This is a genomic window from Nonomuraea marmarensis (assembly GCF_043197025.1).
Classification (GTDB): domain Bacteria; phylum Actinomycetota; class Actinomycetes; order Streptosporangiales; family Streptosporangiaceae; genus Nonomuraea; species Nonomuraea marmarensis.
On record NZ_JBICRM010000016.1, the window covers coordinates 1 to 13,964 of the forward strand.

The window sequence follows — 13,964 nt, forward strand, 5'->3', positions numbered from 1 at the left end:
AGTCAGCCTCGACCCGAGCCGGATCACCCAGATCGCCGCCGCGGCCCTCGTCCTGCTTCAACTGGAGCACGGACGCACCGTGTAAGGCGATCACGAACCGCCACAAGCGGTTACAGGGAAAGGTTCAATGCTTAGGGGAACTATCCCCCCTCCATGTGTGATTGCCGTCCATCTTGACGGCATCTGAACGGTTCGAGGGCGAACGATTACGCGATCATGATGCGCGACGAAGGCGCGGGCGAAGTGCCGCGTAGAGATGGCGTCAATAATCGGGCTACGGCCGTATGGATGCCGTCAAGAACGTCAAATCCACTTAAAACCCAAGATTTGCTTTCTTTGCAGCCGCCTGCCTAGGCGGTTGGAACACCTGTCTTCGGAGTTGAGGAGTGGGGATGGCTGACGTCATCTTCGTTGGCCTGACGATCGCGGTCTTCGTGATCCTCGGGCTGGTCGTCAAGGCGGTGGAGCGGCTGTGAGCGCCGTTAACGCCACCGGTCTCGTGGTCGTCGTCGGCCTGGTGATCTTCATGGTCGCGGCCCTGCTGTTCCCGGAGCGATTCTGATGTCGTCGACCCTGGCCGGGATGTTGTTCATCGCGTCCCTGCTGCTCGCCCTGGCCGTGAGTTACAAGCCGCTGGGCGATTACATGTACCGCGTCTACACCGGCACGAGGCATTCCGGTGTCGAGCGGTTGATCTACCGGCTGCTGGGCGTCAAGGCCGACGCCGAGCAGAGCTGGGGCGTCTACGCGCGCGGCGTGCTGGCGTTCTCGGTGCTGTCGATCCTGTTCCTGTACGGCCTGCAGCGGCTGCAGTCATCCCTGTTCCTGTCGCTGGGGATGGAGCCGGTCGAGCCGGCGCTGGCCTGGAACACCGCGGTCAGCTTCGTCACCAACACCAACTGGCAGGCCTACTCCGGCGAGGCCGCGATGGGCCACCTGGTCCAGACGGCCGGGCTGGCGGTGCAGAACTTCGTCTCCGCCGCGGTCGGCATGGCGGTGGCCATCGCCCTGGTCCGCGGCTTCGCCCGCAAGAAGAGTGACACCCTGGGCAACTTCTGGGTGGACCTGGTCCGCGGCACCCTGCGCATCCTGCTGCCGATCGCCTTCATCGCCGCCCTCGTTTTGGTGGCCGGCGGCGCGATCCAGACCTTCGCCGACCACAGCGGTTGGACGACGCTGGCCGGCGGCGAGCAGACCTTCACCCCCGGCGCGGTCGCCTCCCAGGAGGCGATCAAGGACCTGGGCACCAACGGCGGCGGCATCTTCAACGTCAACTCCGCCCACCCGTTCGAGAACCCCACCGCGTGGACGAACTGGCTGACCATCTTCCTGCTGCTGGTCATCGCGTTCTGCCTGCCCCGCACGTTCGGCCGCATGGTCGGCGACAACCGGCAGGGCTACGCGATCGTGAGCGTGATGGCGATCATCGCGATCATCAGCATCGGCGTCACCCAGTGGGCCGAACTGTCCGCCTCCGGCACCGTGCCGCAGGCCATCGGAGCGGCGATGGAGGGCCGCGAGGCCCGCTTCGGCACTTCCAACTCCGGCATGTTCGCCACCGCCACCACGCTGACGAGCACCGGCTCGGTCAACTCCTTCCACGACTCCTACACCGCCATCGGCGGCGGCATGCTGATCTTCAACATGCTGCTCGGCGAGGTCGCCCCCGGCGGCGTCGGCGCCGGCCTGTACGGCATCCTCATCCTCGCCGTGATCACGGTGTTCGTGGCGGGCCTGATGGTCGGCCGCACCCCCGAATACCTGGGCAAGAAGATCGGCGCCCGCGAGATCAAACTCGCCTCCCTGTACTTCCTGGCCACCCCGACCCTGGTGCTGCTCGGCACCGCGCTGGCAATGGCGACCGAGACCGGCCGGGCGGCGATGTTGAACAGCGGCCCGCACGGCCTGTCCGAAATCCTGTACGCCTACACGAGCGCGTCCAACAACAACGGCTCCGCCTTCGCCGGCGTCAGCGTCAACACCCCCTTCCACAACACCACGCTCGGCCTGTGCATGGCCTTCGGCCGGTTCCTGCCCATCGTGCTGGCCCTGGCCCTGGCCGGCTCGCTGGCCAAGCAGGCGCCGGTGCCCGCCTCGGCCGGCACGCTGCCCACCTACCGGCCCCAGTTCGTCGGCATGCTCGTCGGCGTCACCATCATCCTGGTCGCGCTCACGTTCCTGCCCGCGCTGGCACTCGGACCGCTCGCAGAAGGACTCCGGTAAACCATGTCAACGCAACTGCTCGACACCCCGAGCCACGCGCCGGCACCCAAGAACAACGGCGGCGGCCGGGTCGGCGGCGGGTTCCTCGACCCCAAACAACTCCTCACCTCGCTGCCGGACGCGCTCAAAAAGCTCAACCCGGCGCACATGTGGCGCAACCCGGTCATGTTCATCGTCGAGATCGGCGCGGCGTTCACTACCGTGCTGGCCATCGCCGAGCCGTCCTGGTTCGCCTGGGCCATCGTGGTCTGGCTGTGGTTGACCGCGCTGTTCGCCAACCTGGCCGAGGCCGTGGCCGAGGGCCGCGGCAAGGCGCAGGCCGCCACCTTGCGGGCGGCCAAACGCGACACCACCGCCCGCCGCCTCAAAACCCGCACCGCGTCGGAGTGGGACGTGGTCGGCGCGCCCGAACTGAAGCAGGGCGACCTGGTCGTGGTCGAGACCGGGGAGATCATCCCCGGCGACGGTGACGTCATCGACGGCATCGCCTCGGTGGACGAGTCGGCCATCACCGGCGAGTCCGCGCCGGTGATCCGCGAGTCCGGCGGCGACCGCTCCGCGGTCACCGGCGGCACCAAAGTCCTGTCCGACAAGATCATCGTGCAGATCACCCAGAAGCCCGGCGACAGCTTCATCGACCGCATGATCGCCCTGGTCGAGGGTGCCAACCGGCAGAAAACCCCGAACGAGATCGCCCTCAACATCCTGCTGGCCGCGCTGACCCTCATCTTCCTGGTGGCCACCGCGACCATGCAGCCGCTGGCCATCTACTCCAAACTGGTCAACCCGGGCGTCGGCGACTCCCTGGCGCTGACCGGCGACGGGGTGACCGGCATCGTGCTGGTGTCGCTGATCGTCTGCCTGATCCCGACCACCATCGGCGCGTTGTTGTCGGCGATCGGCATCGCCGGCATGGACCGCCTGGTCCAGCGCAACGTGCTCGCCATGAGCGGACGCGCGGTCGAGGCCGCCGGTGACGTCTCCACGCTGCTGCTGGACAAGACCGGCACCATCACGCTGGGCAACCGCCAAGCCAGCGAGTTCGTCCCCGTCGACGGGGTGAGCGAGCAGGAGCTGGCGGAGGCGGCGCAGCTGTCCAGCCTCGCGGACGCCACGCCCGAGGGGCGCTCCATCGTGGTGTTCGCCAAGGAGCGTTACGGGCTGCGGGAGCGGGAGATCCACGGCGCCGAATGGGTGCCGTTCACCGCCCAGACCCGCATGTCCGGCGTCAACTTCGACGGCCGCCAAGTCCGCAAGGGCGCCGCCACCGCGGTGATGAAGTGGGTGCGCGACCACGGCGGCCACCCCACCGACGGCATCGGCCCCCTGGTCGATGGCATCTCCGCCTCCGGCGGCACGCCACTGGTGGTGGCCGAGAAGGGCCGGGTGCTCGGCGTCATCCACCTCAAGGACGTGGTCAAGCAGGGCATGCGGGAACGCTTCGATGAGATGCGCCGGATGGGCATCCGCACCGTCATGATCACCGGCGACAACCCGCTCACCGCCAAAGCCATCGCCGACGAGGCCGGGGTGGACGACTTCCTGGCCGAGGCAACCCCCGAGGACAAACTCGCCCTGATCAAAAAGGAGCAGGAGGGCGGCCGGCTGGTCGCGATGACCGGCGACGGCACCAACGACGCCCCCGCCCTCGCGCAGTCCGACGTCGGCGTGGCGATGAACACCGGCACCTCGGCCGCCAAAGAGGCCGGCAACATGGTCGATCTGGACTCCAACCCGACCAAGCTCATTGAGATCGTCGAGATCGGCAAACAGTTGCTGATCACCCGGGGCGCGTTGACGACGTTCTCGATCGCCAACGACATCGCCAAGTACTTCGCGATCATCCCGGCCATGTTCGCTGCGGTGTATCCGGGTCTGGACGCGTTGAACATCATGCGCCTGGCCAGCCCGCAGTCGGCGATCCTGTCCGCGGTCATCTTCAACGCCCTGGTCATCATCGCGCTGATCCCGCTCGCCCTGCGCGGCGTGCGCTACCGCCCGTCCAGCGCGTCCAAGTTGCTGTCGCGCAACCTCTACCTGTACGGCCTGGGCGGGATCATCGTCCCGTTCATCGGCATCAAAATCATCGACCTGCTGATTCACCTCCTTCCGGGGATGTCATAAATGGACCGCATGCCCAGCTGGATCCGCCAGCACGTCGCCGCGCTGCGTGCGCTGCTCGTGCTCACGGTGGTCACCGGCATCATCTACCCCCTGGCCGCCACCGGCGTGGCCCAGGCCGTGTTCAACGACAAGGCCAACGGCTCTGTGATCGAAACCGGCGGTAAGACCGTCGGCAGCGCGATCATCGGCCAAGCCTTCACCGACGCCGACGGCAACCCCATCCCCAAGTACTTCCAGTCCCGGCCGTCGGCGGCCGGCGACGGCTACGACCCGACCTCCACCGCGGCCAGCAACCTCGGCCCCGAAGACGTCCTGGACACCCTGCCGGTGCCGGGTGCCAAAGACGAGGAGGGCAACCCGGACGAGGGTAAGCAGTCGCTGCTCACCCAGGTGTGCGCCCGGTCCAAGGCGGTCGGTGAGCTGGAGGGCGTCAGCGGCGCCCGCCCGTTCTGCGCCCCGGACGGAGTCGGCGCGGTGCTGAAGGTGTTCCCCGACCACGCTGTCAGCGTCAACCAGGCCTGCCCCGCCACCCCCTTCGTGCCGGAATATCAGGGGCTGAAGGTGGAGTGCGGCAAGCCGGGTGAGGACTACGCCACCGGCCACACCGTGCCCGTCCGCGGGAACGTGGCCGAGGTGCGGGTGCCCGCGGACGCGGTCACGGCCAGCGCCTCCGGTCTGGACCCGCACATCTCCGTTGCCTACGCCGAGTTGCAGGCGCCTCGGGTGGCCAAGGAGCGCGGGCTGGCGGTGGAGAATGTGCGGTCCCTGATCGACGAGCACACCACGGGCCGGGCGCTCGGGTTCATGGGCGAGCCGGCGGTGAACGTGCTGGAACTCAACCTCGCGCTTGACAAGGCGTGACATGAGGGGGCGGCTACGGGTCTACCTGGGCGCGGCGCCCGGGGTGGGCAAGACGTACGCGATGCTCGGCGAGGGCCGCCGCGCCCTGGAGCGTGGCCGCGATGTGGTCGTGGGGTTCGTCGAGACCCACGGCCGCCCCCGCACCGCCGCCCTGCTGGACGGCGTGGAGGTGATCCCCCGCAAGACCATCGTCTATCGGGGGGCCACCTTCACCGAACTCGACGTGGACGCCGTCATCGCACGCGCGCCCAGGGTCGCGCTGATCGACGAGCTGCCGCACACCAACGTGCCGGGCTCCAAGAACGTCAAACGCTGGCAGGACATCGACGAGATCCTGGACGCCGGCATCGACGTCGTCTCGACGGTGAACGTCCAGCATCTGGAGTCGGTCAACGACGTGGTGCAGCAGATCACCGGCATTCCGCAGCGGGAGACCGTTCCGGATGAGGTGGTGCGCCGGGCGAACCAGGTCGAGCTGGTCGACATGTCGCCCGAGGCGCTGCGGCGCCGCATGGCCCACGGCAACATCTACGCGCCCGAGAAGGTCAGCGCGGCGATGTCGAACTACTTCCGCGTCGGCAACCTGACCGCACTGCGCGAACTGGCCCTGCTCTGGGTCGCCGGCAAGGTCGACGACCAGCTCGACCGCTACCGCGCCGAACACGGCATCGCCGGCACCTGGGAAGCCCGCGAACGCGTCGTGGTCGCCCTGACCGGCGGTCCAGAAGGCGACACGCTGGTCCGCCGGGCCGCCCGCATCGCCGCCCGCACCAAGGGCGCCGACCTGCTGGCCGTGCATGTGACCAGCGACGACGGGCTGGCTGGCGCCGATCCGGCCAACCTGGCCCGCCAGCGCAGCCTGGTGGAGAACATGGGCGGCACCTACCACCAGGTTGTCGGCGATGATATCCCGCAGGCTCTGCTGGACTTCGCCCGCGGTGTCAACGCCACTCAGCTCGTTCTCGGCGCGTCCAGAAGGGGGCGGTTCGCGCAGATTCTCTCGCGCGGAGTCGGGGTGGAGACCACGGCACAGTCCGGCTCCATCGACGTCCACATGATCACGCATGAGGAGGCCAAGAAGGGGCGCAGGCACCCGGAACGTTCCCGGGCGGCGCTCAACAGGAAGCGCCGGCTGATCGGCTGGGCGGTCGCGGTGGTGGGCATGCCGCTGCTGACCGCCGTGCTCCTGCCCTTCCGCGACGTGCTCTCGCTGCCCAGCGAGATCCTGCTGTTCCTGTGCCTGACCGTGGGCGTCGCGCTGATCGGCGGCACCTGGCCCGCGTTCACCGCGGCCGTGGGCGGGTCACTGCTGCTCAACTGGTACTTCACCCCGCCGGTCGGCGAGTTCACCATCGCCGACCCGGAGAACTTCCTCGCCCTCGTCGTCTTCGTCCTGGTCGCCGCCGCCGTCAGCACGATCGTCGACCTGGCCGCCCGCCGCACCCGGGAAGCGGCGCGCGCCAGCGCGGACGCCGAGGCGCTGTCCACGCTGGCCGGGCACGTGCTGCGGGGCGAGGCCGCGCTGTCGTCGCTGCTCGGCCGCATGCGCGAGACGTTCGCCCTGGACTCGGTCACCCTGCTCGAACGCGTCGGCGAGCCGACCCCGGACGATCAGTCGGAGCCCGGGGCCTGGCGCATCGTCGCCACCTCCGGCGCCGCCCCGTGCACCAATCCCGGGGTGGCCGACACCGACGTGATGATCAACGACACGCTGGTGCTCGCCGCCCGCGGCCGGCTGCTGGACGCCAGCGACCGGCGGGTGCTGGAGGCCTTCGCCGCCGAAGCCGCCGTCGCGCTCCGCCAGGAACGCCTGCAAGAAGAGGCCGAACAGGCCAAACCCCTGGCCGAAGCCGACAGGATGCGCACCGCGCTGCTCGCCGCCGTCAGCCACGACCTGCGCACCCCGCTGTCGGCCGCCAAAGCCGCCGTGGAAAGCCTGCGCACCAGCGAGATCGACTGGACCCCCGAAGACCGCGACGAGTTGCTGGCCACCGCCGACGAATCACTCGTGCGCCTCACCCGGCTGGTGGAGAACCTGCTCGACATGAGCCGCCTGCAGGCCGGCGTGCTCGGACTCACCCTCTTGCCCGTCGCCCTGGAAGAGATCGTGCCCCGGGCCATCGACGACCTCGGACCGCCACGCGACCGCATCGAGGGCGACATCTCCATCGAGTTGCCCGAGATCGTCGCCGACCCGGCGCTGCTGGAGCGGGTGCTGGTCAACCTGATGACCAACGCCGTCCGCTACAGCCCACCCGGCCAGAACGTGCACCTGACCGCCAGCTGGCACGGCGACCACGTCGAGATCCGCGTCATCGACCGCGGCCCCGGCATCCCACCCGAAGCCCACGAACGCGTCTTCCTGCCCTTCCAACGCCTCGGCGACCGCGACAACGGCACCGGCGTCGGCCTCGGCCTCGCCCTGTCCCGCGGCCTCACCGAAGCCATGGGCGGCACGCTCATACCCGAAGAGACACCAGGGGGAGGTCTCACCATGACCGTCACCATGCCCATCTCATCCCGCGCGGTCACCTCATGACCAGAATCCTCGTCGTCGACGACGAACCCCAGATCCTGCGCGCCCTGCGCATCAACCTGGCCGCCCGCCACTACGACGTCGCCGTCGCCACCGACGGCTCCTCCGCCCTGCGCCAAGCCGCCGACTGGCGCCCCGACCTCGTCGTCCTCGACCTCGGCCTACCCGACATCGACGGCATCGACGTCATCCACGGCCTGCGCGGCTGGACCCACATCCCGATCGTCGTCCTGTCCGGCCGAGCCGGCAACCAGGACAAGATCGACGCTCTCGACGCCGGCGCCGACGACTACGTCACCAAACCCTTCGGCATCGAAGAATTCCTCGCCCGCATCCGCGCCGTCTCCCGCCGCGCCGCCGTACAGGAAGCCGAACTGGCCCACATCCCCATCGGCGACCACACGGTGGACCTGACCCGTAAGACCATCTCCAACGGCCTGCGGCTGACCCCCACCGAATGGCACATCCTGGAAATCCTGCTGCGCAACCCCGGCAAACTCATCCCCCAGCGCTACCTGCTGGCCGAGGTCTGGGGCAGCAAACACATCAAGGAAACCCACTACCTACGCCAATACATGGCCCAACTCCGCAAGAAGCTCGAACGCGACCCCGCTCACCCCGCCCATCTGATCACCGAACCGGGCATGGGCTACCGCTTCACCCCATGACGCCCTGTCGCCGACTCGGCGATGTGTTCGCGTAAACGACCTGGTGCGCCACGACACCAGGAGCACGCGAGAGCCTCGGATGACCATCGACCTCATGGGCCTGTTCACCGTACCTCTCGACATCGGTAGCCGATATCGGTTTCGTCATATGCTGGTGCGTGACGGTGCGATCCAGTCGGGACGGTGACGGAGGATGCGGGAGTTCCTGCGCGGGGCGGTGCGGCTGCACATCCTGCACCACGCGGCCGAGCAAGACATTCACGGCGCGTGGATGACCGAGGAACTCAAACGGCACGGGTACGCGATCAGCCCCGGCACGCTCTATCCGACGTTGCACCGGCTGGAGGCCGATGGGCTGCTCGCCTCCCATCAGGAAGTGGTCGACGGCCGGGTACGGCGGGTTTACCGGGCCACCGAGGCGGGCCGTGCGGCACTGGCGGAGGATCGCGCCGCGCTGGTGGAGCTGGTGCGCGAGGTCCTCCCCGAGGCCGAGCGGCCACCAAGCGCCCGCTGAGCCCGAGCCCCGTCCTCACGAGATGATGCGCCAAGGGCGCATCATCTCGTTGTCCTCGTGCTCGACCATGTGGCAGTGCTGGACGTACTCGGCCGGGAAGTGGAGCCGGGTGCCGGGAACGCCGCGCACCCGCCGTGGCGGGTCCAGATGGAGCACGATCCTGCTCACCATCTCGGTATTGGCGATCACGATGTCCTTGGGACCCACCTCCTCCGGCATGGGCGGGATCACCGGGCCCACGAGATAGCCGGCCAGGACCGGTTTGGCCTGCGGGCACCTGGCCGAAGTCGACGATCACATCCAGCCGCGCCGCGGGCGCCAGCCACACGCTGGTCAGCCGCAGCGGCCCGGCGCGCAGGCCCCCGTCGGTGCCGATCAGCCAGAACGGCAGCAGGGCACCGCCGTGCTCGAACCCCATGTGGAAGAAGCGCTGGTTGGCCGCGTTGAGGAAACGCAGCCGGTAGCGGCGGGGCTCGACGGCCAGGTACGGGTACGCCTTGCCGTTCACGACGGGCGTGTCGCCGAAGACGTTGGGATTCCATTTGGGGTGGTACGGGCTGGGTCCCTTGTCGGGGTACGACAGCGAGCCGTCGGCCTTGAAACTGCGGTCCTGGACCACCAGCGGCACCTCGAAGTCATCACGCGGCAGCGCGAGGCGATCTTCGAACGAGTCGCGGATCAGATAGACACCCGCAGCCCCGCGTACTGGTTCAGCCGGGTGATCGCCATCGAGTGGTCGTGGTACCACAACATGGTGGCGTCCTGGTCATTGGTGTAGGCGTAGACGGCCTCGTTGGCCCGCGCCCCGGGCATGGAGGCGTAGCGGGGACCGTGCCTGCCGTCGGGGGTGAACCAGTCTTCCGGGCCGCCGTCGAACTGCGGCAGGTTGAACCCGCCGTGCAGATGGGTGACGGTCCACACGTTGGGCTCGGCGGGAAAGTCCTGCGGCATCCGGCCGCCGGGCGGATCGGGCGGGACGCCGGGAACGTTCCGCCACAGCGTGACGTCGACCGCCGACTGCAGCAGGTGCGTGGTGGGCAGGTGGTTGCGGTAGCGCACCACGACCGGGCGGTCCCGGCGCGTGACCAGCGTCGGGCCCAGGTAGCCCAGGCCGACCGGCCCGTGTTCGCCGGTGGCCCAGAAGCCCCAGGCCTGCCCGGCCGGCAGATCGCGGTGGAAGCGCCAGGGACGTTGCCACATCGTCAGCTCGTAGTAGTCGGCGTCCGGGTACGCCTCGTGCCGCGGCACCGCGGTCGGCAACCTCGGCACCGCGTCGACGTACTTGGCCAGCCGCGCGCCGGATCCGGCCCCGAGGCCGGTGATGGCGGCGCCCGCGCCCACCATCAGGAACGCGAACTCTCTCCTGGTCAGCTCCGTCATCTCGGCCCCCTCGGCATGCCCCCGCCCGACGGCTTCCCGCCGATACCGACATATAACCCAGAGGCCCGCGGAGCGGCCACCCGCCCGCACGCGCCGAGTGCCACGCTGCTATCGTCTGCCGATATCGGCCTGCGTAAGGGTTCCAGGGCGGAGGAAATACCAGGTGAGCCAAGACCAGCCCGGGCGCGACCAGGATTCGGCGGCGGCCCGGCAGCGCCGGCGTGAGGTGGTGCTGGTGTTCCTCAAACTGGGCGTCATCGCCTTCGGGGGCCCGGCAGCGCACACCGCGATGATGCGCGACGAGCTGGTCCGCCGCCGCGGCTGGGTCAGCGACCAGCGGTTCGTGGACCTGATGGGCGCCACCAACCTCATCCCCGGCCCCAACTCCACCGAGCTGGCCATCCACCTGGGCTACGACCGGGCCGGGCGACGCGGCCTGATCGCCGCCGGCGTGTGCTTCATCCTCCCGGCCGCGCTCATCGTCACCGCGCTGGCCTGGGGTTATGTCACCTACGGCAACACTCCGGCGGTCGAGGGCATCCTGTACGGCATCGTTCCCGCCGTGATCGCGATCATCGCGCACGCCCTGTTCGGCCTGCTCCGCACGGTGATCAAGAATGTGTGGCTCGGCGGTCTGGCGATCGCCGCGCTGGCCGCGTACCTGCTGGGTGTCAACGAGCTGCTCGTGCTCGCGGCGGGCGCCCTACTGGCCGCCGCGACCCGCCTGCCGCGCCGCCCGCACCGGCTGCAGGGGGTGCTCGCCGCGCCGCTGCTCACCCTCACCGGTTCGCCCGTGTTCGGCGAGCCCACCGGCGGCCAGCTCGCCCAGCTGTTCGTCACCATGCTGAAGATCGGCTCCGTGCTGTACGGCAGCGGGTACGTGCTGCTGGCCTTCCTGCGCGGCGACTTCGTCGACCGGCTGGGCTGGATCACCCAGCAGCAGCTCATCGACGCCGTCTCGATCGGCCAGGTCACCCCGGGCCCGGTGTTCACCACCGCGACCTTCCTCGGCTACGTGATCGCCGGGCCGATCGGCGCGTTCCTGGCCACCGTGGCCATCTTCCTGCCCTCGTTCGTCTTCGTCGGCCTGCTCACCAAGCTCACCGACAAGCTCCGTTCCAGCCCGTGGACGTCCGCGCTGCTCGACGGCCTGAACGCGGCCGCGCTCGCCCTCATGGCCGGAGTGTCCTTCCAGCTCGGCCGGACCGGGATCGTCGACCCCCTCACCGTGGCCATCGCCCTGGTGACGCTGGCGCTGTTGTGGCGGACCAAGCTCAACAACGCCTGGTACATCGCCGCCGGCGCCGCCATCGGCCTGGCCCACACCCTGCTCACCTGACATCCCGCGCGACCGCGCGGAACCGCCCCAGCACAGCGACCCCGCCGCAGCCGAACAGGCCGCCGAAGCCGTTCGCCGCCATCTCAGTGCGGGCTGACCGGGTCAAGGCGCCGTGTACTGGCTGGCGGGTCTGGGCAGGCCGTAGTGCGAGTCTCCGACGATCAGCTTGGTGTCTTTGGGGACGGAGATCGGTAACGGCGCGTCTGCGGCGAGCGCCGGCGTGCCCCGTTCCTGTTCTCAGGGTTCTCCGCCGGCTGACCGCGGCGGGTGCCCTGGGCCGTGTCCTTGCAGAACCTCGCAAACGGTACAATCAGACATATTGTCCCCAAAAGTAGTCATATTCTCCGGGGAAACGTGCCTGAATCGTGGCGCTCATCGGCGGGAGAGCCATCCTACGAACCGGTTGTCCCTGTGACACTTTCCCCCACCCAAGCGAACATTCAGTACCAGGGAGGCAAGATGTCGTGGAGCAACCTGACCGGTAACCCCGTGAGCAAACGAAGGCGGTGGGTAACCGCCGCATGATCGGATCGTCACGCTTCGCCGACGCGCTCAACATGCCGGACCGCCTCAAGGCCCTCGAACGGCTCAAAACCGTGGACTCGCTGGCCAGGGAGACGCTCGACCGGTCGGCCCGGCTCGCCGCGCGGCTCCTCGACGTCCCCGTGGTGCTGGTCACCTTCGTCGAAGCCGACCGGCAGAGAGTCATCCAGTACGTGGGCTCGCGTCATCCCAGGGCGACCGAGCGCCTCCTGCCCCTGGACTGGGGGTTCTGCCCGCTCGTGGTGGCGCGGGACCAGCCGCTGGTCATCGGTGACGTCAGGGCCAACCATGATTACGCGACCAATCCGGTCGTCGCCCGGACGCGGATGCGTGCCTACATCGCCGTCCCGCTGATCCTGGACGGGCAGCCCATCGGCACGCTGTGCGCCGTGCAGACCCGGCCCCAACGCTGGACCGTGGACCAGCTCCGCACCCTCGGCGAACTCGCCACCGCGGCCATGGCCGAGATCCAGTTGCAGCTGGAGTTCTCGGAGTCGACGCGGCTGAACGTGCAGGCCGAGGCCGCTCAGCGCCGTACGCGGCAGCTCCAGGGCCTGGCCAAGGCCAGCATCGAGATCAACTCCGCGAGTTCCCTCGAGGAGGCCCTGAACATGGTCACCGAGAAGGCTCGCCGGCTGATCGGCGCGCACCAGTCCACGTCGAGCCTGACCCGCAACCGGAGCTGGGCCCAGACGGTCACCGCCACCTCGCTGTCGGACAAGTACGCCGCCTGGCGCGGCTTCGAGGCCTCCCCCACCGGGCAGGGCATCTACGCTCAGGTGTGCCGGAACAACGAGCCGATGCGGATGAGACAGGACGAGCTCGAAGCGCACCCGGAGTGGCATGGCTTCGGAGAGTACGCGGGCAAGCACCCGCCGATGCGCGGCTGGCTGGCCGTGCCGCTGATCGCCTCCGACGGCGGCAATCTGGGGCTGATCCAGGTCTCCGACAAAATGGACGGCGCCGACTTCACCATCGACGACGAGGCGATCCTCACCCAGCTCGCCGAACTGGCCGCCGCCTGCATAGAGAAGGCCGCCGCCCTGGACAAGCAGCGCGAGATCGCCCGTACCCTCCAGCAGAGCCTGCTGCCGCCGCACCTTCCGGACATCCCCGGCGTGGAGCTGGCCGCGCGCTACCACCCGGCCGACGACGACTCCCAGGTGGGCGGGGACTTCTACGATGCGTTCCAGTCACGTGACGGCCGTTGGGGGATCATCCTCGGCGACGTCTGCGGCAAGGACGCCGAGGCCGCCACCCTCACCGCGCTGGTCCGTCACACCGCCCGCGCGGCCGTGATGATCGACCCGGATCCGGCCCACATCGCCGTCATGCTCAACGACGCCGTACGGACGCACGTCACCGACCGCTTCTGCACCCTGGTGTATCTCACGCTGAGCCCCGAGGAGGACGGGCAGCACGTCGACATGGTGGTGTGCGGGCACCCGCTGCCGCTCCACGTCGACCGGCACGGCACTGTCCGCGAGGTCGGCGAACCCGGCGCGCTGATCGGCGTGCTCCCCCAGCTCTCCCCGCACTCCACACACTTCACCATGGCACCCGGCGACACGCTGATGCTCTTCACCGACGGCATCACCGAGGCCCGCCGCCACGGCCCCATGTTCGGCGAGACCATGCTCCCCTCTCTGCTGAAACGCACGGCGAAGACGCCGCTGCCCGAACTCGCCGACATCGTCAGCCAGGCGGCGCTGGACTATCAGGGCGGGCGGCTGAACGACGACATCGCGACCCTGTTCGTACGAGCGGCTGACTGAC

At 68.9% G+C, this 13,964-nt stretch carries 11 protein-coding genes; 9 read left to right on the forward strand and 2 right to left on the reverse strand.

Translation table 11 applies throughout. The annotated features are described in order from the left end of the window. The first annotated feature begins 472 nt into the window (after positions 1 to 472). The 7 genes from kdpF (at position 473) to ACFLIM_RS25340 (ending at position 8,926) form a co-directional block, all read left to right on the forward strand. Positions 473 to 562 carry a K(+)-transporting ATPase subunit F gene (gene kdpF / locus ACFLIM_RS25310; protein WP_350811823.1) on the forward strand — a complete coding sequence of 30 codons (90 nt, stop codon included), beginning with the start codon at positions 473 to 475 and terminating at the stop codon, positions 560 to 562. Further along, positions 562 to 2,223: a potassium-transporting ATPase subunit KdpA gene (gene kdpA, locus ACFLIM_RS25315; protein ID WP_393169444.1), complete on the forward strand. Its 1,662-nt coding sequence runs from the start codon at positions 562 to 564 to the stop codon at positions 2,221 to 2,223. Before kdpF ends, kdpA begins: the two co-directional genes overlap by 1 nt. Positions 2,224 to 2,226: 3 nt before the next feature. Next, entirely contained in the window at positions 2,227 to 4,347 is a 2,121-nt protein-coding gene (gene kdpB, locus ACFLIM_RS25320; RefSeq protein WP_393169446.1) for a potassium-transporting ATPase subunit KdpB, read from the forward strand. After that, on the forward strand, positions 4,348 to 5,208 hold the full coding sequence (locus ACFLIM_RS25325) for a potassium-transporting ATPase subunit C (protein WP_393169448.1): 861 nt from the start codon (positions 4,348 to 4,350) through the stop codon (positions 5,206 to 5,208). It begins immediately after the preceding gene. Position 5,209: 1 nt separating this feature from the next. Beyond that, positions 5,210 to 7,747, forward strand: coding sequence for a DUF4118 domain-containing protein (locus ACFLIM_RS25330; RefSeq protein ID WP_393169450.1), 2,538 nt, complete (start codon positions 5,210 to 5,212; stop codon positions 7,745 to 7,747). Continuing rightward, positions 7,744 to 8,412: a response regulator gene (locus ACFLIM_RS25335; RefSeq protein WP_393169451.1), complete on the forward strand. Its 669-nt coding sequence runs from the start codon at positions 7,744 to 7,746 to the stop codon at positions 8,410 to 8,412. Before ACFLIM_RS25330 ends, ACFLIM_RS25335 begins: the two co-directional genes overlap by 4 nt. 193 nt (positions 8,413 to 8,605) lie before the next feature. Continuing rightward, positions 8,606 to 8,926, forward strand: coding sequence for a PadR family transcriptional regulator (locus tag ACFLIM_RS25340; protein WP_393169452.1), 321 nt, complete (start codon positions 8,606 to 8,608; stop codon positions 8,924 to 8,926). A 15-nt stretch (positions 8,927 to 8,941) separates the two neighbouring features. On the opposite strand, the gene ACFLIM_RS25345 is transcribed toward ACFLIM_RS25340, so the two are convergent. Both ACFLIM_RS25345 and ACFLIM_RS25350 read right to left on the reverse strand, forming a co-directional pair. After that, on the reverse strand, positions 8,942 to 9,157 hold the full coding sequence (locus ACFLIM_RS25345; RefSeq protein ID WP_393169454.1) for a hypothetical protein: 216 nt from the start codon (positions 9,155 to 9,157) through the stop codon (positions 8,942 to 8,944). A gap of 447 nt (positions 9,158 to 9,604) precedes the next feature. Then, a complete protein-coding gene (locus ACFLIM_RS25350; RefSeq protein ID WP_393169456.1) occupies positions 9,605 to 10,306 on the reverse strand; it encodes a hypothetical protein in 702 nt (233 codons plus the stop codon). 163 nt (positions 10,307 to 10,469) lie between these two features. Between ACFLIM_RS25350 and chrA the strand changes: the two genes are divergently transcribed. Together chrA and ACFLIM_RS25360 are read left to right on the forward strand one after the other, a co-directional pair. Next, entirely contained in the window at positions 10,470 to 11,645 is a 1,176-nt protein-coding gene (chrA, locus tag ACFLIM_RS25355; protein WP_393169458.1) for a chromate efflux transporter, read from the forward strand. Between the two features lie 521 nt (positions 11,646 to 12,166). Then, positions 12,167 to 13,963 carry a SpoIIE family protein phosphatase gene (locus tag ACFLIM_RS25360; protein WP_393169460.1) on the forward strand — a complete coding sequence of 599 codons (1,797 nt, stop codon included), beginning with the start codon at positions 12,167 to 12,169 and terminating at the stop codon, positions 13,961 to 13,963. Position 13,964 lies beyond the last annotated feature (1 nt).